The organism is Burkholderia lata, from assembly GCF_000012945.1.
Taxonomy (GTDB): Bacteria; Pseudomonadota; Gammaproteobacteria; order Burkholderiales; family Burkholderiaceae; genus Burkholderia; species Burkholderia lata.
The window spans coordinates 1,155,915-1,179,562 of the sequence record NC_007509.1; the positions used below are offsets into that span (position 1 = coordinate 1,155,915).

Consider the following 23,648-nt stretch of genomic DNA (forward strand, 5'->3'; position numbering starts at 1 on the left):
ATGTCCTCCGTTCCCGCCGACCTGATTCCCCCCGCGAAATCCCGCTGGTTCATCTGCGACGTCGACGCGCTGCTGCGCGCAGGCGAGTTCGCCGCGCTCGACACGCAGCTCGATGCCGCGCTCGCGGCCAGCTTCACCGACCGCACCGCCGAAGCGCTGTACGTCGACGCATTGCCGGCCGACGTGCAGCCGTGCATCGAAGCCGGCGCCGAAGGCCTCGCGCGCCTGCGCGCATGGCAGGCCGCGAATCCGCGCTCCGCACACGCGTGGCTGTGCGAAGCGCATTACTGGCACCACTGGGCGTACGAGTATCGCGGCGGTGGCTGGGCCGAGACGGTGACCGAAGCCGGCTGGATCGGCGCGCATGCGTGCGCGACGCTGACGATCGTCGCCGCGCTGCGCGCGCTGGTGCTCGCACCGACGATGTGGAGCGCGCCGAAGGTGATCTTCACGAGCGTGTCGTCGTTCGGCGAGCCCGAGTGGCTCACGCAGCTCGTGCGCGAGCGCCGCTGGCCCGTCACCGAACTGCACCTGAACATCGGCGCCGAAGACGAAGCCACGCGCGCCGAACTGCAGCGCATGCTCGCGCGCTCGGGATTGAATCCCGACGTGCCGGTCGCCTGCCCGGCGGAATTTCCCGACGCGCTGCCCGGCCCCGTCCAGGGCAAGAAGCTGCGCAAGGAAAAGTGGTACTGGATGGAGGCAACGCTGCACATCCACCCGCACCAGTACTTCTCGATGCGCACGTTCATCTGGTACATGCAGCCGCGCTGGGGCGGCTCGCACGACCACGTCCGCGCGTTCGTCGATTCCGACGCGTGTGCGCACCTCGACGCGGTCGAGAAGGACCGGCTGCTGCACGAGATCTGGCGCGACGAGTACTACGGCGAGACGCTGGAGCCGAACGACGACTCCGAGGACGCGCGGCGTGCAATGGCCGTCACGCTGGCGCGGGCCGAAGCGGCACTGCATCCCTACCATCGCTGGGAAACGCTGTACTGGCTGGCCCACGCGCACTACATGCGCGATGAATTCGCACAGGGTTACGCACGCCTGCAGGAAGCCGAGCGCAACGAGCCGATCAACGACAACGCCGCGATGGCGGTCGCGATACGGCTGATGCTCGACACCGATCCGCAAGGCACGTGGTTCACCCGCGCGATCGAACGGGCATCCGACGCACGCGCGTGTACGGCGGCGATGATCCTGCGCGGTTACGGGCATCGCGCCGGCGCATTCGGCTTCGCCCGCGACGACGCGCGCGGCGTGGCCTGGCTGGACGCCGCGCGCGTCAGCGATCCCGGCTCGCTCGCATGGAACCAGGTGGCGTACGCGCTGTGCAGCGGACATCGGCGCAGTGAGGAATCGTTCGCGATCTGCCAGCTCGGCTACGAGGCCGGCGGCGATTCGTGCGAGTACCTGCTCGGGCGTTTCTACGAGGAGGGCATGCACGTCGAGGTCGATCTGTACAAGGCTGCGCACTACTACCGCCTGGCGATGGACGACGACGGCAACATGGGCGCCTACAAGCTCAGCTACGTGTATCACCACATCGCGCAAGCCAGCAAGGACGAAGCCGAACGCCAGCGCATGAAGATCGAGGCTGTCGAGGCGGCGCGCAAGGCGCACGAGATGGGGCACTCCGACGGCCTCGAATGCCTGCTGATGTTCATCGGCGATCTCGACGACATCCCGTCCCGCCATCGCTATATCGACGAACTGCGCCGGCACGCCGAAGGCGGTCATCCTGCGGCAATGGCCGCGCTGTCGGGCTTCCTCTGCGACGGTCGCGACAAGTCGCTCTACAACTACCGCGAAAGCGTGCGCTGGATCATGGGCGCACAGGCCGTCGCGCCCGACGACGAATACGTGGTCAACATGACGCGCTCGCACCACGAGGACGGCATGCTCGGCAAGCTGCTGTACAAGCTGCATCGCAAGCAGATCAAGGCGCACGAGATTCCCGGCGCCGACAACGCGATGGTGTGAGCCCCCGGGCGGTGAATGCGCGCGCCCGCGGCCGGGCCGCGCGGGCCGTCCGAATCCCGACCGGAAAATCAGCCTGTGGTCGTCCCGCGTATTACCCGGGCAGCCGCTCGAGAAACCCCAGCATCGCCGCGTTGAACCGCTCAGGCCGCTGCAGCGGCGCGAAATGGCTCACGCCGGGCAGCGTCGTCAGCGTCGCGCCCGGAATCGTGCGCGCCAGGTACGCCGCGTGCTCGGGCCGGATGAATTCGTCGTGCTCGCCCAGCACGATCGTGACCGGCACGGCAATCGCCGCGAGATCCTGCGCGCGGTAATCCGGTTGCGTGCGCATCATTTCGCTGACCGCCGCGACGAAGGCGTCGAACTGGTCCGGCGTCGCGGACAGTGCTGCGTAGTCCTTGCGGTGCCGCGCGAAGCAGCGGTCGAGCAGCGGGCCCGGCACGATCTCCTTCGTACCGCTCGGGTCCATGTTGCACGCGAAGAAGAACACGCCGGCCGCCCGTTCCGGCGCGCGATCGGCCAGCACGAGCGCGATGCACGCGCCGTCGCTCCAGCCGACGAAGCGCGCACGATCGACGTGCAACGCGTCGAGCACCGCGAGCACGTCCGAGGCCATGCGTTCGTAGGAATAGGGTTGGTCGTCGCGCGTGCTGCGGCCGTGGCCGCGGCTGTCGATCACGATCGCGCGGTAGCCGGCCGCGAGCAGCGCCGGCACCTGGTTGCCCCAGTTACCGCTGTGGCCGAGGCCGCCATGCAGCAGCACGACCGCCGGGCCGTGGCCGAACGACGCGTGCCAGATGCGCGCGCCGTCGTGTTCCAGCCATCGTTGCTCGTCGGCCGCCGGCAGCGGCGTGCCGCCTTGCGACTCGAAGCGGGCGAGATCGTCGTCGTTGAGTTCCGCATTCATCGTTCAGCCGTCCTTTCGAGGGAGACAGGCTTACGATTGTAATGCGTACGGCCGACGCGGCCGTAACGGGTCAGGCCTGCGTCGACACCAGGCCGCCCGCCGTCGAGCCACCCGACTTCTCGAGCGCCGCGGCGAGTTGCGAGATCGCGGTCGAAAGCGCCCCCGAGATCGTGCTGGCTTCGGCGCTCAGCGACTGCTGTTCGATCGCCGCGGCCGGGTCGTCCTTCGCGCGCTGCGCCGCGCTGGCCATCTGCTGCTGCAGTGCCGCGAGTTGCTTCTGCAGCCGGTCGATCAGCGCCTTCAACTGGCTGACCGCCGGGTCTTCCGACGACGCGCCCGATGCGCCGAGCGTTTGGCCGGTAGCGCCGGTCGAATCCTTCGTGCCGGTGGTGCCGGTCGTGCCGCTGGTGCCGGTCGTGCCGGTGGTGTTCGTGGCATTCGTGGCGTCGCCGGTGGACGATGTCGCGGCGGGCCTGGTTGCGGTCGCGCTGCTGTCGGCCAGCGGGGATCGCGTGGTCGTGGAGAAGTCGATCTGCATGATGTCGGTCCATGTATTGGAAGGCGTCGTGACGGAATAAGGAACGCCTTCCAGATTGTTTACGGCATTCGTCACATGAAACTTGAATATCGGGGTCGGACTGATTTGGCCGCAGATCACCGTGTTTTAGCCGCGAAAGGGCCAGATTGGCGGCACCACGGCGCTGGTAAGATTGCCGCTTCGCCAGCGAAACTCGCGCGCCCACCGCCTTCGGGCACGCGCGCGCAACGCCGCCGGTCTCGACCCCCGCCCCTCCGGGCGCGGCACGCAACGGGTGCCGGCGCCGCGGATGCCGCTGCGCGGGTCGTCTTTGCCGTCCGCCTGCGTACCCCGCTCGCCGATTCGAGCGGCGAACGCCATGCGGCGCGCACGCACTTCATCACGCATTCGAGGAACCCACGATGGCCCGCATCGGCGCCTTCTGCATCACGACGTGGCTTGCCGCCGCGATTCTCTACTTCGGCCAGCACTCCGTCGCGATGATCGCGTTGAGCGGTGTCGTCGTATTCGGCGGGTTCGATCTGCTTCGTCCGTAGGCGCGCCTGGCCACGCCGCCGCGCACGGTCGCGACGGCCGATGCGACTGTGATAGCCTCTGCGGCACCATCCGTCACACGCACGCCTCGCTGGCGAACAGGAGAACGGGATTTGAGTCACGACCTGAATCGCCACCCGGCAGCCCTTGCCTGCAAAGTGTGTGCGGCCCACGCCCCCATCTGCGGCCTGGTCGATTTCTCGCGCTGCGGCGCCGACATCATTGCCGGGAAGAAAGTCGACCCGTATGCGGGGGTTCCGGTCTACTACCACGCATGCGGGCAATGCGGCTTCACGTGGGCCCCGATGTTCGACAACTGGACCCACGACGATTTCGCGCAGCATGTCTATAACGCCGACTACGCGCGCCACGATCCCGAGTATCTCGAGATCCGTCCGCAACAGCATGCCGACCTGATCTGCACCAGCTTTCCGGAAATGCGGGAAGGCCGGATGCTCGATTTCGGCTCGGGGCTGGGCCTGCTGGAACGGAAACTGGCATCGCGCGGTTTCACGAACGTGACGTCGTACGATCCGTTCTCGCACCCGGCTCCGCCGGAAGGCAAGTTCGATACGATCCTGTCGTTCGAAGTGTTCGAGCATCATCCGGCGCCGTTCGACCTCTTCGACGAGATCATGCGTTACCGGAAACCCGACGGCGCGCTGCTGTTCCAGACGTCGCTGATCACCCCGGAAATCATCGAGCACGGCATCGATCAGTGGTGGTATTGCGTGCCGCGCAACGGGCACATCTCGTTTTACACGCCCCAGTCGCTGACGCTGCTTGCCCAGCGCCACGGGCTCGAATACGGCACGTTCGGCACCTCTCTGCAGGTCGTCTTCGATCGCGCGGCGACACCGCGCTGGCTCGCCAAATTCCTCAATCCGTAACGGCTTGCCGGCCATCCGGCAGGCAACGAGCGCCGCGCGCATTCACGCGGCGTTTCACCGGCTCGCTGCCGCTAGCGCGGCATCATGCAGCACTTACACAGCACTTGCGCAGCACACGCCACCATCAGCACGCCGCGAACGTCGGCACCGCCGGCGCGACCGCCAGCGCGCGCTCGTTGAACACGACCGGCACGCCGCCTAGCCCCAGCCGGCAGTTCGGGCGATCGAGCCGCCACCCGTCGACGCGCAGCGCGACGCGCGGCACCGGCGCGCCGCCCGCATGCGGCAGGTCGATCGTAACCTGCCGCTTCGCGCCCGGTACCAGGTTCAGGTAGTTGTCGCTGTAGAACGCAGGCAGCACACGCACGCCGGTTGACGGGTCGAACACCTGCAGGTGCGTCATCAGCGCGACGGCGGTGCCGATGTTCGCGACGTCGACCGTGATGCGCGTCGTCGTCGCGTCGGTCTCGGTCGATGTCGCACTGACGGAAACCGCCGCACCGGGCATCGTGTCGAGCGACGTGTATGCGTTGTCGCCCCCGTCGCGCTGCCGCCAGTAGACGTTCTCGGCCAGCGTCGTGCCGCCCGAATCGGTCAGCGCAAGCGCGACGATGCACACGTCGGACTTCGCGGCAGCCAGCGCCGACGCAAGATTCGCCACCACACGATACGACGCCTTCGCGACGCCACCGACATCCGCGGTCGTCCGGCTGCTCAGCGTGCCGTCGAGGTTGTACACGCGCATCTCGACGCGGCCGGTGACGGCTGCCGCCGTGTGATTCGCGATCGTCACGTCGGCCGTGCCGGCATCGAGAATCGCATTGACGCGACGGCACCCGTGCTGCACCGCGAAGAACGACGCATGTTCCTCGAGATCGTGGCTGTACATCTGCCACACGAAGCTCGGCTGTGCGGGGTTCGTCATCCACATGATCACGCCGGTGGCCGGCGACGTGATCCTCCCGGCCACCGGGCCGATCATCACGGCCGCGTTCGCCTCGTAGATCGCGCGGATGCATTCGTAGTTCATCATCTGCGCCTTGCGCACGAAATCCGCGAGATTCCGGATCGCGCCGTAGCGCAGCGCCGTCATCGCGATGTACCCGGCACCGCCCTGCTTGCCGACCGCCGGGTAGTACGCACCGTTGCCGTTCATGTCGCGATCGGCCCAGAAATCGTCGGGGCATTCGTACGAGCCGGGCGGCAGCATCGATTCGACGAATTCGAGCGTCGGGATCGAATGCGAGCCGACTTCGTTGTGAAACGCGACCGACGTCGTGCCGTAGCCGCGGCTGAACGCGGCCTGCGGCGAGGCCCAGTTGTACGGACCGCCGGACGAATACCCGTTCACCGCGCCGGCGCCCGTATCGCCGGCCGAACTCGTGAGGCACAGGCGTTGCGGGTCCAGCTCGGCGACGAGCGCGTCGAGCCCCTTGACGAGTGCCGGCGGCGGCGACCCTTCGTTGCCGCCGCACCAGAGCAGGATCGACGGACGATGACGGTTGCGTGCGATCACGTCGCGGATGTTGTCGAGATCGCGCGGCACATTGGCCGGGCCCGATCCGTCTCCTTCGGTCGAGAAGAAGAAATCCTGCCAGACGAGGATCCCGTAGCGATCGCATGCGTCGAAGAAATCGTCGCTCGTGCTCTGCCCGTTCCAGTTGCGGATCAGGTTGAGGTTCGCGTCGCGATGGAGCCGCACCTGGTTGAACAGCCGGGTGCGCGGAATGCGCTTCAGCGCTTCGTCGAGCCCCCAGTTGCCGCCCATCACGAGGATCGGCAGGCCGTTGACCGTAATGCTCAACTGCTGGCCCATGCCGATGTCGCGCGCGTATTCGATGCGGCGCAGGCCGATATTCAGCGTGCGCTCGTCCGAGCGCCGGTGCGCGACGTCGACACCGACCTTCACCGCGTAGAGATTCGGCTCGCCATACCCGTTCGGCCACCACAGGCGCGGTTGCCTGATCGACAGCGCCGCGATATCCGACGACGTGAGCGACACCTTCGTGGTCGTACTCGATGCGGGAATCGCGATGTCGTGGCGGAACGGCACACCGTTGCCGATGGTGCCGACGACAGTGGCGACGAGATCCGCACCCGAGCCGTTGTCCAGTTCGAGATCGAGTCGCAGCTCGGCACGCGACAGGTCGGTGGACAGCGTGTGCGCGACATTGATCGCCGCGATGCGCACCGCGCCGGTCGTGAACCAGGTCACCGGCTGCCAGATGCCGAGCTCGCGATCGGGGATCGTCGGCAACCAGTCCCAGCCCGCGGAGCAGAAGAACGTCGGCCCGTTCTTCAGCGTGACGCCGGTCGGGCCGCCGTTGCGACCGCCGCGCGTGACGCCGCTTTTATAGCTCGGCAGCAGCGGCCCTTCGGAGAAATCCAGCTTGACCACGCGTACCGCGAGGTTGGCCGCGCCGCCCGCCTGCGGCACGAGCCGCGAGATATCGAACGCGCCCTGCTTGAACGCGCCTTCCAGCCGGCCGACGAGCGCTCCGTTCAGCCAGACCTCGGCGCAGTAATTGACGCCGCCGAAACGCAGCCACAACCGCTGCCCCGGCTGCCGTGCCGGCGCCGCGAAGGTCGTCCGGTACCAGTAGTCGGTGTCCTTCAGCGTATCGGGGATGGTGTCCGTGACGATGCGGCCATAGAGCGGATCGGGATACTTGCCGTTGACGATCATGCTGTTCAGCACGGTGCCGGGCACCGTCGCGGGCATCATGCCCGTCACGCCGGCCGCGCCCGACAGTTGCGCACCGCCGGCGCCCGGCAGGCTGCTCGCCGAGGCGAACGTCCAGTTCGTCGCGAGCTCCTGCGCGGCCAGCAGGCTGTGTTCCGGGTCGCTCGGCACGCCCGGCACGGTGGGCGCGACCGTCGCCGGGCCATCGGCGCCTGGCGTGCCGACGGCGCCCGACGTCGAATCGATATCGCCGTTGCAGCCCGCGAGCCAGCCCGAGCCGGCGAGTGCTGCGCTGTAAGACAGGAATTTCCGGCGCGATTGCGATTTCATGTTGTTCTCCCGGATTGCGTCGTCTCGACGGGCGCGCAGGGTGGCCCCTGCGCGTGCCCGCTTGCGTTTATCGCGTTTATCGCGCGCCGGCCTGGCGCATGCGCATCGCGGCCGACGCCCCGCCAGCCGTCATCTGCGTGTAGTCCGCGTTCGGCCCGGACGGCGGCGTCAGGTTGTCGGCGGCCGCCCACTGCGTCGGCGTCGCCGACAGCGCGTAGTTCATCGTGCCACCGTTGGCGATCTTGCCCAGCGGCAGCCATGAACCCGCGTAGTCCGCGCCGTTGACCTTCAGCGACTGGATATACGCAAACGACGGGCGCCCCGCACTATCCATCGCGACCTGCTTGTCGCTTTCGAGCCGCAGCGTCTTGCCGTTGCCGAACCAGACGGTGATCCCGCTGAACTGCGGCGTGGACAGTGCCAGCCCCGCCTCCGACGGAATGACCGGGAACATGCCGAGTGCCGCCCACACGTACCAACTCGACGTCGCGCCCATGTCGTCGTTGCCCGGCAGCCCGTCTCGGCCGGTCGTGAACGACTTCGACATGATGATCGGGAGAACGTACTGTGCGCCGCTCGGTTGCCCGGCCCAGTTGTATCCCCACGGCGACTGAAACGATGGCTCGTTGCCGATGTACAGGTTGTTCGACGATTCGCCGCCGTTCAGGTCGCCGGTGGACGGCACGGTCGAGAACGGCGTCGTGATCGCAAACAGGTTGTTCAGCCGTGTGACGGCCGCCTGCTTGCCGCCGATCGCGTCGATCAGCGCGCTCCAGTCCTGCGCAAAGGTCCAGAAGTAGTTCGGCTCCGTCGACTCGTGGAACGAACCCTGCACGAGCGTGCCCAGCGTGCCGGGTGCGGAGCCGGCCGGCGGCGCGTTGCGCGCGGCAATCACCTTGTTCGTGTAGTCGAAGATGTTGCGCCACCACCCGGCCCGCGTGTACAGCGTGCCGATGTTGTCGGTCGTCACGCCGACCGACGGCGCGTTCAGCACGCCGGCGGGCAGTGCCTGCAGGAATGCGGCTGCGGAACGGTCGCTCAGTACGCGCTCGATGGTGGCCGACGACGAGTGACCGTCGTCGCTCTGCGACAGGTAGTGGGCCGTCAGGAAATTGGCGAGCCCCGCTGCGCTCGTGCGGTCGTTGCACGCGCTGGACGGATCGAACACGGACTGCTTCGTCAGGCGTGCGGCCGATACCAGGTCGAAATCGGTCGCGCCGAACTTGTACGCGCCGGCAATCACGTTCAGCGCGTTGTCGCCCGCCATCGGCGTCGAATCATCGCTGCCATCGACCCAGTGCGGGAATGCGCCGCATTGCAACGCGTCGACGACGAGCGACTGCATCATGTCGCTCGATTCCTTCGGCGCGAGCAACGCCAGCAACTGTGCCTGCGACCGGTATGTATCCCACAGCGAGAAACCCGTGTAGTGGTTGCCCGCGCCGCCCTGCGATCCATCGGCACGCCGGAAGGCGTAATCGCCGACCTTTGCGGTCGCGCGCGGCGGAATGGTGCCGGTCTGGTCGACCGACTTCGGATAGCTGCCGTCCGCGTTCCTCGGCTGGCGCATGCTGCGGAATTCGCCGTTCGTGTCGCTGTAGAGCGTCGGCGTGCCGAACACGCGATAGAGCGCGGTGTAGAACTTCGTCAGATTCGACTTCTGCGTCGCGTTCAGCGCGGCGGGTGTCGCGGCCTGGTCGATCTGGATCGTGTTGAGCCGGTCGTTCCACAGGCCGGACGCGTTCTTGCGTGCGTCGTCGAACGCGAGCTTCTCGCCCTCGGCTTTCAGGTTCGCCTGCGCATTCTGGACGCTGACGGACGACACCCCGACTTTCACGGTGACGGTCCGGTCCGCGTCGGTCAGGTCGAACTGCAGCGTTGCCGCGCCGTTGCTGGCGGTATTCACCGCCGAGGTGCCCGCCTGCTTGCGCAGCGGCTTGTCGAAGGTCGCGTAGAAATACACGGGGGCATTCCACACCGTGCCGTACGGCGTGCAGAACGCGGGCGCCACGGCCTGCCCGCTCATCGACTTGCCGTCGCTCGCGAGCGCCAGCGCGACGTTGTTGGCCGTGACCTTCGTGCTGCCCGAATCGCTGTTGCCGTTCAGCTTCGCATCGATCGCGAAGAAACCCTTGTCCTTGTTCGTGTACGTGAAGCGCGCGATACCGGAGCGCGCGGTCGCGCTCAGCTCCGTCACGATGCCGTTCGCGAGACGCACCTTGTAGTACCCGGGTTCGGCCGTTTCGTCCGCGTAGCTGTACCCGATGCCGATCGGCCGCCCGCCCGACGCCACGGCCGTCGCCGCATCGGTCGGCAGCATCGCGACCGTGCCCTGACCCGGGCACCCGACACCGCTCAGGTGCGTCACGCTGAAGAAGTCGATCGTGCCGCCCGACCCGCCCGACGACAGGTAGCCGCCCGAGCCGTTGAAGTTGTAGCGCGGCGTGTTCGGCCCGAAATTCACCATCCCGAACGGCACCATCGCGCCCGGGCTCACGTTGCCCGCGTAGCCGGAATCGTCGTTGACCTGCGTGCCGATCAACGGATTGACGAACTGCGTCAACGCCATGTTGGTGCGCTTCGGCGGAGCCGGTTGATCCGGCTGGGACGGCTGGGACGGCTGCGATGGTTGGGACGGCCCCGAAGTCGGCGGCACGGTCGACGGCGCGTCGCCCGCGCCGTTGCTGGCCGTCTGAACACCGTTCACATCGTCGCCACCACACGCGGCGAGTGCCGCGCAAGTCAGTGCGGCGACGAGCAAGAGTCGTGGATTTTTCATTTTTTCGTTTAGTACCGTTAATTAAAACGATTGATCCGGCGCCGACGATTTTCGGCACGCCGCCTGGCTTGCGGCCCTGCGCGGCACATCGATGCCGCGCGGCGTGACGTCGACTGGTCCCCCCAAGCGACGCCGCGCTGACTTGTCACATGCGAATACCCGGCGACGGTCGTTGCCGCTGCAACCGTCGCCTCCACCGCCCTGTCTCCGGGAGCGTCACATGCTTCCCAGGGGCTTACAGTGCCGCAACGACTGTTTATTCACTACAAGAAGTTTCCCGAATTTTCAGTTTGTTTAACTAAACACGCGGGGATTATTTTCGCTGTGACACGGAAGTCATGCGTTTTCCGTGCAGCGCTCGCGTAGCGCCGAGGGACTTGTCGCCCAAATACCATCGATGCGCTCGGCGCATGGGGAAATTGATCCGCGACACGCAAGATCATCGCGCCGACGATCTGTTTCAAATCGAGACTTGGGAAAGGTCCACGCAGGGGCGGCTCTTGAGAAACTGATCCATGGTCGAGACTCGTATCCGGTCAAATCGTCCCTTTCGGACGATCAGCGAGAAATCTTCAGCAGGATATTTCTGGAAAAACTGCGCGCCGACGAGGGTCCGGTCGAGGGTAAGCGCGTCTTCCTGGTCAGTTCCGGTGGATTCGGCGATCGGATCGAGCCATATCGCAACATCGAGCGCCTGGCGGCAGAAGGCGTGATCGCCTTGCTTGCCTGGAGAGATCGCTTCGATTCTTTTCTATACGTCGTCACTCGGCAGCGCTCGAATCAACCTGCGCCATCATGCTCCATTGAGCTCAAAGGTCAGGCCGCACGCTCGCGCGAAAGCGTTCATATGCCAGCATTCCCAGGCGGTACTCCGGCGAGGTTTCAAGCGGGGCCGAATACCTTTCCATCTTCGCCTCGAGTTCCGTCAGGTCGAAGCCATGGTCGCCTGCGAACAGGAAGCGCCGAAACAGGCTGACCCATTCGGTTGGTACGGGGTCGAGCAACTCGGACGGAGCATGATCGATAGTGGATGATGTTTCACTGTGCGGTGTCGCCAGAAACGGGATGCATATTTTTCCTTTCAGCTCACCGGCGTCAATCCAGCGTTTATACAACACATCAATTGAGACGCCGGGTTGATCACGCTGGGCTGAAAAAAGACGGCGCAGAGTCTGCTTTCCTACGGGAGTCACAATGTAGGCCGCAGAGGACCATGAATAGATTCCTTTGGCATCGAGGAGGTCGACGGTGGATAAGTTGTAGCCTCCGGAATCGTCATTTCCAGATGGCGACAAGCGCCAGGTCATTCGGCTATCCGCTTTCGCCAGCAGAAGCGGCAGAAATCTCCACTGGAATCCACACTCGAGGAACACGATGTCTACTGTCGGCTCGTCGTCCGTGAATTTCCGCATGACTTCGTCGGTCACGATATCGGAGAAAGCCTGGCTGATTTCAATATCATCTTCCAAAATGATGGTCGTAGACTTCGCATCCCCGCCATCTATTATTTTTTCATGGGACTGCCGACATGCCCATGTTCTATTTTTCAGTGCCGCATCGAATGGGCCGGCCGTCCCGCCGTCTACGGCAGCGAATCGCCTTATCATCGATTCGAGACCGAGCGCGTGAATCTGTTTCTCGATGCGGATGCGCCGCGCAACCGATCGATCAAGGTTGATGTAGTAGCCGTCCAATGACATCCAAACTCCCGTTACGATTCAACCTGCTGACCAGGCATGTCGCATTTCGTGAATGGTGAGGTCCGCCCGTTCCAGTCCATCGCCGAAAGCTCGGCCCTCCGACACCTACCGTCTTCAGGAGTGCCCGGCTTTAGAGTCGCGGATTAATGCGATTCGTTCTCTGTCGGCTTCCGAGCGTAGGATGCAGGCGAAAATCCGTCCATCGATTTCTTCGGTCGTTCCTCGTTGTATTCCCGACGCCATGTCTCGATCGGGACCTTGCCATGCGGCAGGCGGGTGAACGCGTGTTCGTTCAGGCATTCGTTACGGATTCCCGTCAGGACGATGGCGCAGGACGAGCGGCATCGGACCACGGGGGCTGCGTGCGGTTGATTGATTACCGCACGCAGTCCTCTCGTTCTCGCCCACACCTCACCGCGGCAACGTCCTCAACGACGACGGCCCGCCCGTCAGCGCGATGCGCTTGCCCGTATCGTGCAGCTTGCCGCCTTCGACCGAATAGAGCGCCAGTTGCCGTTCGACGTTGAACTGCACGATCACGTGGCGGCTGTCGGCCGTGAACACGATGCCTTGCGCGGCTTCGCCGCCGGGCAACTCGCTCACCTTCACGGCCTGCCCGTTGCGGATCTCGAACAGCAGCACCTTGCCGATCTTGTGGCGGCCCGGGTTGTCGGGCGTCAAGTTCGAGCCGTCCATCGCCTGCACGGCGATCCACTTCCCGTTCGGCGAGATCGCGACGCCTTCCGGCAGCGACGGCACCGTCAGGTACTGGACCGTGCGGAACGGCACGCGCGACACGTCGATCAGTGCGACCGAATCGGCGTCGCCCGCCAGCGTGCCCGTATAGCCCGGCAGCCCCGCGAGCCCGACGTTGCTGACGACCGCCCAGCGGTTGTCGCTCGACACGTCGATCGTGTAAGGCGCGACGCCGGTGCTCAGGCGCGACCCGCTGTCGGTCACCTTGCCGTCGTCGACGTTCAGCACCGCGATGCCCTGCTCGTCGCGCAGCGACACGAGCGCATGCTTGCCGTCGTGGGTGAAGCTGATCCCGGCCAGCCGCTTCTTGCCGATCTTCAGGTTGCCGTCGAGCGTCACGTTCGTGCCGTCGATGCGCAGGATCGACACGCTGCCGTCGACGTTTGCAACCAGCGCGAGCTTGCCCGAGCGGTCGATCGCGATCCCTTGCGGATGCGATCCGAGCTCGATGCGCGTGATCGACGGCGGCGCGGCGTCGAGATTCACGACCTGCAGGAACGTGTCGAACACGAGCTGCTTCGCGGCCGTGTCGTAGCGCGTCGGCGCGCCGACGAGCGCGAGCTTCGCGTCGGGCGTGATCGCGACGGCTTGCGGCGGCCCCTGGATGCCGTTCTCGACGTCGACCTGCAGCGCGACCTTCGGCGGGAACGTGCTGGCGTCGAGCAGCGTCAGCGTGTCGGCGGGCGGCGAAGCCAGATAGGTGTCGCGGCCCTCGACGCGCTGGTACTTGCCGTCGTTGCCGGACACGATCCAGTCGGCGGCGTGGGCGGCAACGGCCGTCGTGGCGAGGGTCAGCGCGGCGAGCAGGCGCGCGCTGCGCGGGCGGAAAGGATTCGAATGCATGGCGGTCGGTTCTCCGGATCGGTTGCGGACGCAATGGATGGATCGACCCGGCTGCTCGACGGGTCGATGCCACCGCATGATGCCCGAAAGCCGGCAAATCCGGCGTCTCGCGCCCGGTTTGTTTCCGTCAATCCGCCCGTCGCGCGCCGGACGACCACTCGCCGACGTCGTCAAGCGGATACACGGGCCGCGCAAGCCGCTCGTAACGGAACAACCCGTAGTCCGAACCCGTCACGCCACGGCTGTCGCACTCGACCAGCGCGGCCGCGTTCGGCACGAACACCGGCCGGCAATACATCCGCGATTTCAGCAGCAGGAAGCGCGCGCGGCGTGGATCGACGCCGACGCTCTCGAACACGCCGAGATCCCACGGCTCCTGGGTACGCTCGCTGATGACCAGCGTGGCCGCGCCGATGTCGAGCACGGCCGTGCGGCCCATGTACGCGCGCTGGCCCGTGTAGGTCGGCCCCGCGATCACGTATTCGCCGTCGGTGAGCGCGCGCACGATGCCGGTCGCGCGAAACGGCGTGCGCCGCACGCCGCCGTGCGACGGCAGGCGGTTGCCGACCGGCACCGTAACGGTCGCGCCGACACCCGCGTCGATCAGCGCCGCGACGGCCTGCGGGTCGCACAGCGGCCCGCTGACGATGCCGTCCAGCCCGTGCGCGAGCGCGGCCTCGAGCAGATCCATCGTGTCGCACGGGCCGCCCGACATGCAGTTGTCGCCGTGATCGAGCATCAGCACGGGGCGATCCGCGCCACGCGCGAGCGTTGCAGCGTGCTCAACTGAATCGGTGAGCGTTGCGCTGCGGTAAACGAAGTCGTCACGCGCGTCCCAGATCTGCCCTGCGATGCGCTCGGCCACCGCATCGGCCGCGGCCCGGTCGCCATCGGCCACCACGACGATGCTGATGCACGGCGCGGGAATGTCCGCGAGCGAGAAGCCGGGCAGCACCGATACGGCGAGCATCCCGTCGGCCTCGGCCGCGCGCGCGGCCTCCACCGCGCGCCGCATCGCGCCTTCCGCACTCGCGCTGCGCAGCGTCGACGTCATCAGCGGCGGCTGCCGCCACGCGAGCACGGGCCGCGCGCGGCCGTGCAGCCGGTCCAGCAGCACGCGCGCCGCATGCTCGCCGGTTTCATACATATCGACGTGCGGGTAGGTCTTGAAACTGACGATCACGTCCGCGTGGTCGATCATCTTCTGCGTGACGTTCCCGTGCAGGTCGAGCGCGACCGCGATCGGCGCGCCAGGCAGCGCCGCGCGCACGCGCTCGAGCAGGTCGCCCTCGCCGTCCGCGCTTTGTTCGGCAACCATCGCGCCGTGCAGGTCGAGCATCACCGCATCGCAGCCGGGCGCTGCCGCGACGATCGCGTCGCAGATCGCCGCATACGCGTCAGCCGCGACGGGCCCGCTCGGGTTCGCGGCCGCCGATACGGGCGTCACGATCTCGGCGCCTTCACGCTCGGCCGCGTCGAGGAACGCGGCCATCGCGGTGCGCATGCCGCGATTCGCGCGATACGCGTCGTCGCCCCAGTCCGGGCCGTTGCGGCCGAACGCGGCAAGCGGCGTCGGCACCGGCGAGAACGTGTTGGTCTCGTGGTTCATCCGCGCGATCAGGATCTTCATCGCACCCGGCCCTCCGTGCGCGCCGCCGTGCCGCGCGTGCCTTCGGTCGTCTCCATCGTCTGCATCGTCGAAATCCTCGCAATCAGTCCATCGATCCATCGATGAAAAGGGGCGCGGCGTCCCTTCCCGCAGGACGCCGCCGCCCGGTCAGCGCATTCGCGCGTCGCTCAAGCGTACCCTGTCGTGCCCTTCGTCTCCAGATACTCGACGAGGCCGAACTCCGCATATTCGCGGCCGTTGCCCGAGCGCTTGTAGCCACCGAACGGCGCGGCCGGGTTCCACGGCGGGTAATTGATGTGGACGTTGCCGACCCGCAGCCGCGCCGCCACCTTGCGCGCCCGCTCGGGATCCTTCGTCTGCACGTAGGCCGCGAGCCCGTAGACCGAATCGTTCGCGAGCGCGACAGCCTCGTCCTCGGTGCGGTAGGTCATGATCGCGAGCACCGGCCCGAAGATCTCCTCGCGTGCGATCGTCATGTCCGGCGTGACGTTCGAGAATACCGTCGGCCGCACGTAGAACCCGTCGCCGAGCCCGTCCGGCCGCCCCGGGCCGCCGGCGACGAGCATGGCGCCTTCTTCGATCCCGAGCCGGATGAAGTGCTGGATCCGGTCGAACTGCGTGCGGCTGACCACCGGCCCGATGCCGGTTTCCGTCGACCGCGGGTCGCCGACGACCGTGCGTTCCGCCTCCCGCCGCGCGGCCTGCTCGGCCAGCGCCAGATGGTCAACATGCACGAGCATGCGCGTCGGCGCATTGCACGACTGGCCGCTGTTGCTGAAACAGCTGCGCACGCCGCGCGTGACCGCATCCTCGATGTCGGCGTCGGGCAGGATCAGGTTCGGGCTCTTGCTGCCGAGCTCCTGGTGCACGCGCTTCACGGTATCGGCGGCCGCCTTCGCGACTTCGACGCCCGCGCGCGTGGACCCGGTGAACGACACCATGTCGACATCCGGATGCCGCGACAGCGCGTCGCCCACTTCGTGCCCATAGCCGTGCACGAGGTTGAACACGCCGGGCGGTACACCGGCCTCATCCAGGATCTCCGCGAACAGGATCGCGCTGAACGGCGCGATCTCGCTCGGCTTGAGCACCATCGTGCAGCCGGCCGCGAGCGCGGGCGCGACCTTGCACACGATCTGGTTGATCGGCCAGTTCCACGGCGTGATCAGCGCGCACACGCCGATCGGCTCGTGGGACACCAGCAGCGAATCGGTCTGCGTGCTGAAACGGAACGACTGCAGCGCGCGGATCGTCTGTTCGAGGTGCGCGGTGCCAACCGCCGCCTGCGCCGCGCGCGCAAATGCGATCGGCGCGCCCATCCCCTGGCTGATCGTCTGCGCGACCTCCTCGTAGCGGTGCTGGTAGATCTCGAGCACGCGTCGCAGCAGCGCGACGCGCTCGTCCACCGGCCAACGCGAATACGTGTCGAAAGCCTGCTTCGCCGCGCCGACCGCGCGATCGACGTCGGCCGTGCCGCCAATCCTGAGCTGCGCATACGGCCGCGCCGTGCTCGGGTCGATCACGTCGATCGACCGAGAATCGGCCGGATCGAGCCACTGGCCATCGATATAGGACTGTTGTGACGTTCGCATCGAATGCTCCTGAAATGAAGGACGCCGCGCTCAGCGCGTTGCGCGTGCATAGGTGTCGACGAGGATGTCGCGGATCTTCGCGACGAACCACACGATCTCGTCGCGCGACATCACGAGCGGCGGCGAGAACTGCACGATCGGCGTGCCTTCGTGATCGACGCCCGCGCGGCACAGCAGCCCCGCGTCGAAGATCGCGGGTGCGAGCAGCGTCGACACGAACGCCTGCGCGCTGACGCCGGCCGCCCAGCGGCGCGCGGCCTTGTCGGTCACGAGTTCGAGCGAGTAGTGATAGCCGTCGCCGCGCACGTCGCCGACGCACGGCAGTTCGAGCAGGCCGTCGAGGGTCTGGCGGAACACGGCCTCATTGCTGCGGACGTTTTCGAGCACGCCTTCGCGCTCCATGATCGCGAGGTTCGCGAGCGCGGCCGTGCACGCGACCGGGTGGCCGCCGTAGGTCGCACCGTGCAGGAACATCTGCTGCGGGCCATTGAGCACCGTGTCGACGACCGTGTCGCTCGCGATCACGCCACCGAGCGGCACATAGCCCGACGCGATGCCTTTCGCGAACGTGATGATGTCCGGCTTCAGCCCGTAGCGCGCGGAGCCGAAATATTCGCCGAGCCGGCCGAACCCGCAGATCACCTCGTCGGCGACGAGCAGCACGCCGTGCCGGTCGCAAATGTCACGCAGCCCGGCCGCATAACCGGCCGGCGGCGTCAGGCTGCCGCCCGCGTTCTGCAGCGGCTCGACGACGAGCGCGGCGACGGTATCCGGCCCCTCCTGCACGATCAGCGATTCGATCTCGTCGAGCAGGTGGCGCGTGAACTGCGCTTCCGTCTCGCCCACCGGGCGGCCGTAGCGCTTCGTGTTGCCCACGTGCCGCACGCCCGACATCAGCGGCTCGAAATGCTTGCGGAAGTTCGTCATCCCGTTCAGCGCGAGCGCGCCGAACGACGTGCCGTGATACGCGACGCGCCGCGCGATGAACTTGCGCCGCTGCGGCTCGCCGCGCGACTGGTGATATTGGCGCACCAGCTTGATCGCCGATTCGTTCGACTCCGACCCGCTCGACGTGAAGAACACGCGGTTCAGGCCCTCCGGTGCGAGCGCCGCGAGCTTGTGCGCGAGCTTGATCGCCGGCTCGTGGCCGACACCCCAGTTGGTCGCGAACGGCAGCCGCACCATCTGCTCGCGGATCGCGTCGCCGATTTCCGCGCCGTGGCTGTAACCGACCTGCACGCAGTACAGCCCGGCCAGCCCGTCGAAGTAGCGCTTGCCGTTGCGGTCGACGAGCCAGCAGCCTTCGCCACGGTCGAACACGGTCAGCGCGTGGTCGCGATACGCATCGGCGTGCGTGAAATGCATCAGCAGGTGGCGTTTGCCGATGGCCTGCAGGTCCGCATCGAGATTGACGTCAACAGCGTTCATGGGTCGTTCCTCCTTCAGGGTTTCAGGGCCGGCGGCCGGCAGTCGGCCACCGGTCATTCAATTCATCGACAGCGTCGGCGCCGGGCGCGTGAAGCCGCGCGTCAGCCACACGAGCTGGCAGAGTCCGAGCACGAGCCAGCCGGTGCCGACGTAGAACGTCTGGCGCGACAGGCCCGACCAGAGCCACACGTTCATCGCGAAGCCGATCGCCGGCATCACGCCGAACGTGATCCAGCCCGCGAAGCGGCGATGCTCGGGGCGGCACAGATAGCTGCGCATCACGCACAGGTTCACGACCGCGAACGCGACGAGCGCGCCGAAGCTGATCATCGTCGACGCGAGATCGAGCGTGATGAACAGCGCCGACAGCGACACGATGCCGACCGCGAGCGTCGCGCGCACTGGTGTGCGCAGCCGCGCATGCAGGTGGCCGAATACGCGTTCGGGTAGCACCCGGTCGCGGCCCATCGCGAACAGCACGCGCGTCACGCTCGCCTGCCCGGCCATCGCGCTCGCGAAACAGCCTGCCACGTACACCGCGACGAAGAACGCCGACAGCGTGCCGCCGCCGATACGTCGCATCAGTTCGAGGCTGGCCGAATCGAGATCCTTGAATGCGTGCCAGTCGGGAAACACCACTTGCCCGACGTAGGCGACCAGCATGAACAGCACGCCGCTCGCCAGCGTGCAGAGCAAGATCGCGCGCGGCACCGTACGCTTCGGCTCGCGTGTTTCCTCCGACAGCGTGGTGACCGCATCGAAGCCGAGGAACGACAGGCACAGGATCGCGGACCCGGCGAAGATCGCCCGCGCATCGCCCGACGACGGCAGCGCGACAGCCATCGACAGCCCTTCGCCCGCCGCGACCCGCGCGGAAGCGACGAAGAAGATCGCGATGAACACGAGCTGGCTCGCGATCAGGATCAGGTTCACGCGATTGACGAGCCGGATGCCGACGATGTTCAGCCCGGTGATCAGCACGATGCTGCCGACGATCCACACGCCGGCCGGCACGCCCGGGAATATCTGCTTCATGTAGATGCCGATCGCGAGGTAGCTGATCATCGGGATGAACAGGTAGTCCATCAGCAATGCCCAGCCGACCATGAAGCCGGCCGACGTGCCGAAGTTGCGGCTCGCGAACGTATAGGCGGAGCCGGCGCTCGGCATCAGCCGCGCCATGTGGCCGTAGCTGCGCGCGGTGAACAGCATCGCGACCAGCGTGACCGCATACGCGGCCGTGAGATGCCCGTTCGTCTCGCTCGTGACGATCCCGTAGGTCGTGAACACCGTCATCGGCAGCATGTACGCGAGGCCGAAGATCACCAGCGTCGCGAGCCCGAGCAGGTGCGGCTTGCGGCGTTCGTCCGCGTCGCCTCGCATTGCGTGCGCGCCGAAGTCATGCGTCGCGGCGGCTGATGCGTATCGACCTGGGCTGTCGTTGTCCATGCTGTCCTCACGTGGGTGGCGTTCACGGCTTCAACACTCGTTCGCCCGGTACGGCCGGCGGCGCACGACTGGAGGAAAGTGTGGTGCGCCAAAAAAACGACCACGAATGAGAAAAGCGGACGTAATCAGGGGATATTTCCGGACATGCCGCCGCATGGCGCGCCGGCGAGCCATGCATGCTGCGGTGCCGCACTGGCATTTTTCGGACATTCCGGCTATGTTCTACGCGACCCCGTCGCCCCGTCAGCCCCATGAACAGCCGCTCCCATCCCAACCAGAGCCGGGCCGAACGCAGCCTGCGCTCGTCGCTCGGCCTCGCGCGTCCGGCCGGACGCCAGGAGGACATTCCCGCCACCGTCCACGCGATCGCGGTCGCGCTGGACGAGTGCCGCGTGCGGCATATCGACGGCGCCGCGCTGCTCGAAGGCACGGGGCTCGGCGCGGACGAAGTCGCGTCGCCGAACCTGCACGTGAATCGCGGCCAGGAGCAGCGCTGCTTCCACAACCTGCTGCAGTGCAGCGGCGTGCCGTCGATCGGGCTGTCGATCGGTGCGCGGCTGCACGTGTCGACGCTCGGCCTCGCCGGCTACGCGATGCTGATCAGCGGCTCGGTGATGCAGGCATTCCGGTGCATGGGCCAGTTTCCGCTGTTCATGGGGCTGTATTTCGACGTGCGTATCGATGCGCACGCGGACGGCATGAGCGTGACCATCAGCCGCTACAACGGCGAGCCCGATCTCGAGGTGTTCCAGGTCGACATGTGCCTGTCGAGCCTGCGCCTGATCGTGTCCGATCTCGTCGGCAAGCCGGTCTGGCCCGCGCAGGTGCAGCTCGCGCGCCGCACGCCGCGCAATGCGGCCGACTACGCGCGCCACTTCGGCTGCAAGATTGCGTTCAATGCGGGCGACAACCGGCTCGTGTTCACGTCGGTGAACGGCACGGAGATGCCGCTGCTCGCGAACGAAGTCAGTTTCAACGCGCTGCACGGGCAGTGCGAAGCGCTCGAGCGGCAGTGGGCCGCGTCGGTCGGCACGCGCTTTGCCGATCGCGCGAAGGAGTTGATGGCGCGCGACCTCGCGCGTTTCAAGTCGATGACGGCGCTCGCGAATGCGCTGCACCTGACGGAGCGCACGCTGCGCCGACGGCTCGACAAGGACGGCCTCACGTTTCAGACGCTGCTCGACGACGTGCGCCGCGACGAGGCGGTGCGGATGCTGGACGACCCCGAGCTGACGGTCGCGGCGATTGCGGAGCGCCTCGGCTACAGCGAGCCGCGCAGTTTCCGCCATGCGTATCGGCGCTGGACCGGCAGGACGCCGCGCGCCGATCCGGACGTCAGCGAATGAGCCGGACGCGCCACGGCTTCGTGCGGATACACGGTGGCGCATGACCTTCAAGCATGACGCGAGGCCGCTCGCGAAATCCGTTTCGAGACGACGGTCGCGCCGATCAATTCGGAATTCGAATCATTTTCCATACGCCTGATCCGCCGCTGCTTCAGCGCACCCACACGATCGGCGGTGCGCATTCGCGATCGCCTCCAAGGTAGACGCGATCATTCGATTACTCTATACTCGCCCCAACTTCATCACAAAATGCATGATCTCGTGCGCAACGTGATGTCATTTCGCAATTCGTTGCGCATGCATCCGTTTCGCCACGTCAAGGGGGCCTCCGGCCCCAGCGGCAGGCTTCACGCCAGCCGCATCCATGCCGTCTTCACAGGACGGTGCCCTGCTCGAACGCGCCTCGCCGTTACGGCGCTGCCGGGCTGAACATGACAATCAGACGAACGCAGCGTTGCGTTCACTCGAACGCCAGTCGCACATCGTTGCGGCCGGCAGGACTGTTTCCGTCAGTTCAAATCGCGGCCATGCCGGGATCACGAACTTCCATCGCGGCGCCATCCGGCGTCAACGCGGCGCACGCCTGCGCGTGTGCCGCACCGAGATTGAGGGGGTGTATCTTCATGACTCGACGCACTGTCCAGCTGTTGGGCAGCCTGATAGCCATCGTCGCCATCGCCTGGGCGCTCGCGCGCGGCATCGGCGCCGACACGTTCAGCCAGCGCGCGGACGATCTCGCGTACTACGCGGGCCAGCACATGCTGCTGGTCGTCTATTCAATGGCGCTCGCGATCGCCGTGGGCGTGCCGGCCGGCGTGCTGCTGAGCCGGCCGCGATTCCAGCATCAGGCCGAGCGCTTCATGCAGGTCTTCAACATCGGCAACACGATCCCGTCGCTTGCCGTGCTCGCCATCGCGCTCGGCATCTTCGGCATCGGCAACGTGCCCGCGATCGTCGCGCTGTTCCTCGCGTCGCTGCTGCCCATCACGCGCAATACCTACGAAGGCATGAAGAACGTGCCGGCCGCGCTGCGCGAAGCCGCGAAGGGCATCGGCATGACGGGCTGGCAATCGCTCGTGCGCGTGGAGTTGCCCGATGCGCTGCCGATCATCGTCGGCGGCGTGCGCACCGCGCTCGCAATCAACGTCGGGACGGCCCCGCTCGCGTACCTGATCGGCGCCGACAGTCTCGGCTCGCTGATTTTCCCCGGCATCTATCTCGACAACCAGCCGCTGCTGCTGCTCGGCGCATCGCTCACCGCGATCCTCGCGCTCGTGCTGGACGGCATCGTCGCGGCCGGCAGCCGCCATTGGCTCGCACGCCACGGAGGTGCGGCATGACGCTCCATCGCACCATTCGATCGATCGCGCGCCTGTGTGCCGCAGCCGCGTTGTGCATGGCGGCGAGCGCACCGGCATGCGCGACGAAGCTCGTGCTGGGCGCGAAGAACTTCACCGAGCAATACGTGCTGGCGGAAGTCACCGCGCAATACCTGCGCTCGCGCGGCTACGACGTGGAAGTCCGTTCGGGTCTCGGCAGCACGCTCGCGCGCAGCGCACTGGAGAACGGCCAGTTCGATCTCATGTGGGATTACACGGGCACCGCCGCGCTCGTCTACAACAAGATCAACGACAAGCTGTCGCCCGAGGAGATGTACCGGCGCGTCAAGGCGCTCGACGTGCCGCGCGGGCTCGTCTGGCTCGACGCATCGCCGCTCAACGACACCTACGCGATCGGCCTGCCCAGCCCGCTCGCGCAGGCCACCGGCATCCGAACCGTCTCGCAGCTCGCCGAGCACCTGAAGACCGATCCGGCCGCGAAGCACTACGTGTTCGGGATGGACGCGGAATTCGCGAATCGCCCCGACGGGCTGAAGCCGCTGCTCGCCGCGTACGGCATGCAGTTCAGCCGCGCGCAGTTGAAGCAGATGGACCCGGGGCTCGTCTACACGGCGCTGCACAACAACCAGTTGAAGATCGGCCTCGTCTACACGACCGACGGACGCGTGAAGGGTTTCGGCATCGTGCCGCTCGAGGACGACAAGCACTTCTTCCCGCCATACAACGCAACGCCCGTGGTGCGCAAGGACGCGCTCGAGCGCAATCCGAAGCTCGCGACGCAGCTCAATGCGCTGTCGGCCGCGCTCGACAACGACGGGATGCAGGCGATGGCCAAGGAGGTCGACCTCGACGGCAAGTCGCCGCGCGACGTCGCCGACGCGTTCCTGCGCACGCACAAGCTGCCTTGAAGGAGAAGC

General features: G+C 66.6%; 17 protein-coding genes. 6 read left to right on the top strand and 11 right to left on the bottom strand.

The genetic code is table 11. The annotated features are described in order from the left end of the window. On the top strand, positions 1-1,989 hold the full coding sequence (locus BCEP18194_RS04930; RefSeq protein ID WP_244272798.1) for a DUF4034 domain-containing protein: 1,989 nt from the start codon (positions 1-3) through the stop codon (positions 1,987-1,989). 91 nt (positions 1,990-2,080) lie between these two features. Here the strand turns inward: BCEP18194_RS04930 and BCEP18194_RS04935 are convergent, their stop codons facing one another. Together BCEP18194_RS04935 and BCEP18194_RS04940 are read right to left on the bottom strand one after the other, a co-directional pair. Next, positions 2,081-2,893, bottom strand: a complete 813-nt coding sequence (locus tag BCEP18194_RS04935; RefSeq protein WP_011350223.1) for an alpha/beta fold hydrolase — start codon at positions 2,891-2,893, stop codon at positions 2,081-2,083. A 70-nt stretch (positions 2,894-2,963) separates the two neighbouring features. Further along, positions 2,964-3,431: a hypothetical protein gene (locus BCEP18194_RS04940; protein ID WP_011350224.1), complete on the bottom strand. Its 468-nt coding sequence runs from the start codon at positions 3,429-3,431 to the stop codon at positions 2,964-2,966. Positions 3,432-3,832: 401 nt separating this feature from the next. On the opposite strand from BCEP18194_RS04940, the gene BCEP18194_RS42240 reads away from it, so the two are divergent. Next, positions 3,833-3,967, top strand: coding sequence for a hypothetical protein (locus tag BCEP18194_RS42240; protein ID WP_006405345.1), 135 nt, complete (start codon positions 3,833-3,835; stop codon positions 3,965-3,967). 111 nt (positions 3,968-4,078) lie between these two features. After that, positions 4,079-4,855 (top strand): class I SAM-dependent methyltransferase, encoded by a 777-nt coding sequence (locus tag BCEP18194_RS04950; protein ID WP_011350225.1) that lies wholly within the window; start codon positions 4,079-4,081, stop codon positions 4,853-4,855. A gap of 124 nt (positions 4,856-4,979) precedes the next feature. Here BCEP18194_RS04950 and BCEP18194_RS04955 read toward each other — a convergent pair whose 3' ends face one another. The 9 genes from BCEP18194_RS04955 to BCEP18194_RS04990 form a co-directional block, all read right to left on the bottom strand. Further along, complete coding sequence (locus tag BCEP18194_RS04955; RefSeq protein WP_011350226.1) at positions 4,980-7,868, bottom strand: glycoside hydrolase family 2 protein; 2,889 nt, start codon at positions 7,866-7,868, stop codon at positions 4,980-4,982. Positions 7,869-7,944: 76 nt separating this feature from the next. Next, positions 7,945-10,647, bottom strand: coding sequence for a glycoside hydrolase domain-containing protein (locus BCEP18194_RS04960; RefSeq protein WP_011350227.1), 2,703 nt, complete (start codon positions 10,645-10,647; stop codon positions 7,945-7,947). 809 nt (positions 10,648-11,456) lie between these two features. Next, positions 11,457-12,347, bottom strand: a complete 891-nt coding sequence (locus tag BCEP18194_RS04965) for a hypothetical protein (protein WP_011350228.1) — start codon at positions 12,345-12,347, stop codon at positions 11,457-11,459. A 143-nt stretch (positions 12,348-12,490) separates the two neighbouring features. Then, the gene (locus tag BCEP18194_RS42425; protein ID WP_011350229.1) at positions 12,491-12,757 is read right to left on the bottom strand and encodes an integrase core domain-containing protein; all 267 of its coding nucleotides are present in this window, start codon (positions 12,755-12,757) and stop codon (positions 12,491-12,493) included. 1 nt (position 12,758) lies between these two features. After that, positions 12,759-13,946 carry a beta-propeller fold lactonase family protein gene (locus tag BCEP18194_RS04970; RefSeq protein WP_011350230.1) on the bottom strand — a complete coding sequence of 396 codons (1,188 nt, stop codon included), beginning with the start codon at positions 13,944-13,946 and terminating at the stop codon, positions 12,759-12,761. 127 nt (positions 13,947-14,073) lie between these two features. Then, positions 14,074-15,576 (bottom strand): M81 family metallopeptidase, encoded by a 1,503-nt coding sequence (locus tag BCEP18194_RS04975; protein WP_011350231.1) that lies wholly within the window; start codon positions 15,574-15,576, stop codon positions 14,074-14,076. Between the two features lie 167 nt (positions 15,577-15,743). Beyond that, positions 15,744-17,168, bottom strand: a complete 1,425-nt coding sequence (locus tag BCEP18194_RS04980; protein WP_011350232.1) for an aldehyde dehydrogenase family protein — start codon at positions 17,166-17,168, stop codon at positions 15,744-15,746. A 30-nt stretch (positions 17,169-17,198) separates the two neighbouring features. Continuing rightward, a complete protein-coding gene (locus tag BCEP18194_RS04985) occupies positions 17,199-18,596 on the bottom strand; it encodes an aspartate aminotransferase family protein (RefSeq protein ID WP_011350233.1) in 1,398 nt (465 codons plus the stop codon). 57 nt (positions 18,597-18,653) lie between these two features. Beyond that, complete coding sequence (locus tag BCEP18194_RS04990; RefSeq protein ID WP_011350234.1) at positions 18,654-20,045, bottom strand: APC family permease; 1,392 nt, start codon at positions 20,043-20,045, stop codon at positions 18,654-18,656. A 251-nt stretch (positions 20,046-20,296) separates the two neighbouring features. Here BCEP18194_RS04990 and BCEP18194_RS04995 point away from each other — a divergent pair, with 251 nt between their 5' ends. From BCEP18194_RS04995 to BCEP18194_RS05010, 3 genes are all read left to right on the top strand, one after another. After that, on the top strand, positions 20,297-21,391 hold the full coding sequence (locus tag BCEP18194_RS04995; RefSeq protein WP_041492511.1) for an AraC family transcriptional regulator: 1,095 nt from the start codon (positions 20,297-20,299) through the stop codon (positions 21,389-21,391). 623 nt (positions 21,392-22,014) lie between these two features. Further along, positions 22,015-22,731 carry an ABC transporter permease gene (locus BCEP18194_RS05005; protein WP_011350236.1) on the top strand — a complete coding sequence of 239 codons (717 nt, stop codon included), beginning with the start codon at positions 22,015-22,017 and terminating at the stop codon, positions 22,729-22,731. Further along, entirely contained in the window at positions 22,728-23,639 is a 912-nt protein-coding gene (locus BCEP18194_RS05010) for a glycine betaine ABC transporter substrate-binding protein (RefSeq protein ID WP_011350237.1), read from the top strand. Before BCEP18194_RS05005 ends, BCEP18194_RS05010 begins: the two co-directional genes overlap by 4 nt. Positions 23,640-23,648 lie beyond the last annotated feature (9 nt).

What these genes read in the sequence shown, in the direction of transcription:
- BCEP18194_RS04930 (WP_244272798.1), top strand. Translation starts at nt 1, where the DNA reads ATGTCCTCCGTTCCCGCCGACCTGATTCCCCCCGCGAAATCCCGCTGG.
- BCEP18194_RS04935 (WP_011350223.1), bottom strand. Translation starts at nt 2,893, where the DNA reads ATGAATGCGGAACTCAACGACGACGATCTCGCCCGCTTCGAGTCGCAA.
- BCEP18194_RS04940 (WP_011350224.1), bottom strand. Translation starts at nt 3,431, where the DNA reads ATGCAGATCGACTTCTCCACGACCACGCGATCCCCGCTGGCCGACAGC.
- BCEP18194_RS42240 (WP_006405345.1), top strand. Translation starts at nt 3,833, where the DNA reads ATGGCCCGCATCGGCGCCTTCTGCATCACGACGTGGCTTGCCGCCGCG.
- BCEP18194_RS04955 (WP_011350226.1), bottom strand. Translation starts at nt 7,868, where the DNA reads ATGAAATCGCAATCGCGCCGGAAATTCCTGTCTTACAGCGCAGCACTC.
- BCEP18194_RS04960 (WP_011350227.1), bottom strand. Translation starts at nt 10,647, where the DNA reads ATGAAAAATCCACGACTCTTGCTCGTCGCCGCACTGACTTGCGCGGCA.
- BCEP18194_RS04965 (WP_011350228.1), bottom strand. Translation starts at nt 12,347, where the DNA reads ATGTCATTGGACGGCTACTACATCAACCTTGATCGATCGGTTGCGCGG.
- BCEP18194_RS04970 (WP_011350230.1), bottom strand. Translation starts at nt 13,946, where the DNA reads ATGCATTCGAATCCTTTCCGCCCGCGCAGCGCGCGCCTGCTCGCCGCG.
- BCEP18194_RS04975 (WP_011350231.1), bottom strand. Translation starts at nt 15,576, where the DNA reads ATGAAGATCCTGATCGCGCGGATGAACCACGAGACCAACACGTTCTCG.
- BCEP18194_RS04980 (WP_011350232.1), bottom strand. Translation starts at nt 17,168, where the DNA reads ATGCGAACGTCACAACAGTCCTATATCGATGGCCAGTGGCTCGATCCG.
- BCEP18194_RS04985 (WP_011350233.1), bottom strand. Translation starts at nt 18,596, where the DNA reads ATGAACGCTGTTGACGTCAATCTCGATGCGGACCTGCAGGCCATCGGC.
- BCEP18194_RS04990 (WP_011350234.1), bottom strand. Translation starts at nt 20,045, where the DNA reads ATGGACAACGACAGCCCAGGTCGATACGCATCAGCCGCCGCGACGCAT.
- BCEP18194_RS04995 (WP_041492511.1), top strand. Translation starts at nt 20,297, where the DNA reads ATGAACAGCCGCTCCCATCCCAACCAGAGCCGGGCCGAACGCAGCCTG.
- BCEP18194_RS05005 (WP_011350236.1), top strand. Translation starts at nt 22,015, where the DNA reads ATGACTCGACGCACTGTCCAGCTGTTGGGCAGCCTGATAGCCATCGTC.
- BCEP18194_RS05010 (WP_011350237.1), top strand. Translation starts at nt 22,728, where the DNA reads ATGACGCTCCATCGCACCATTCGATCGATCGCGCGCCTGTGTGCCGCA.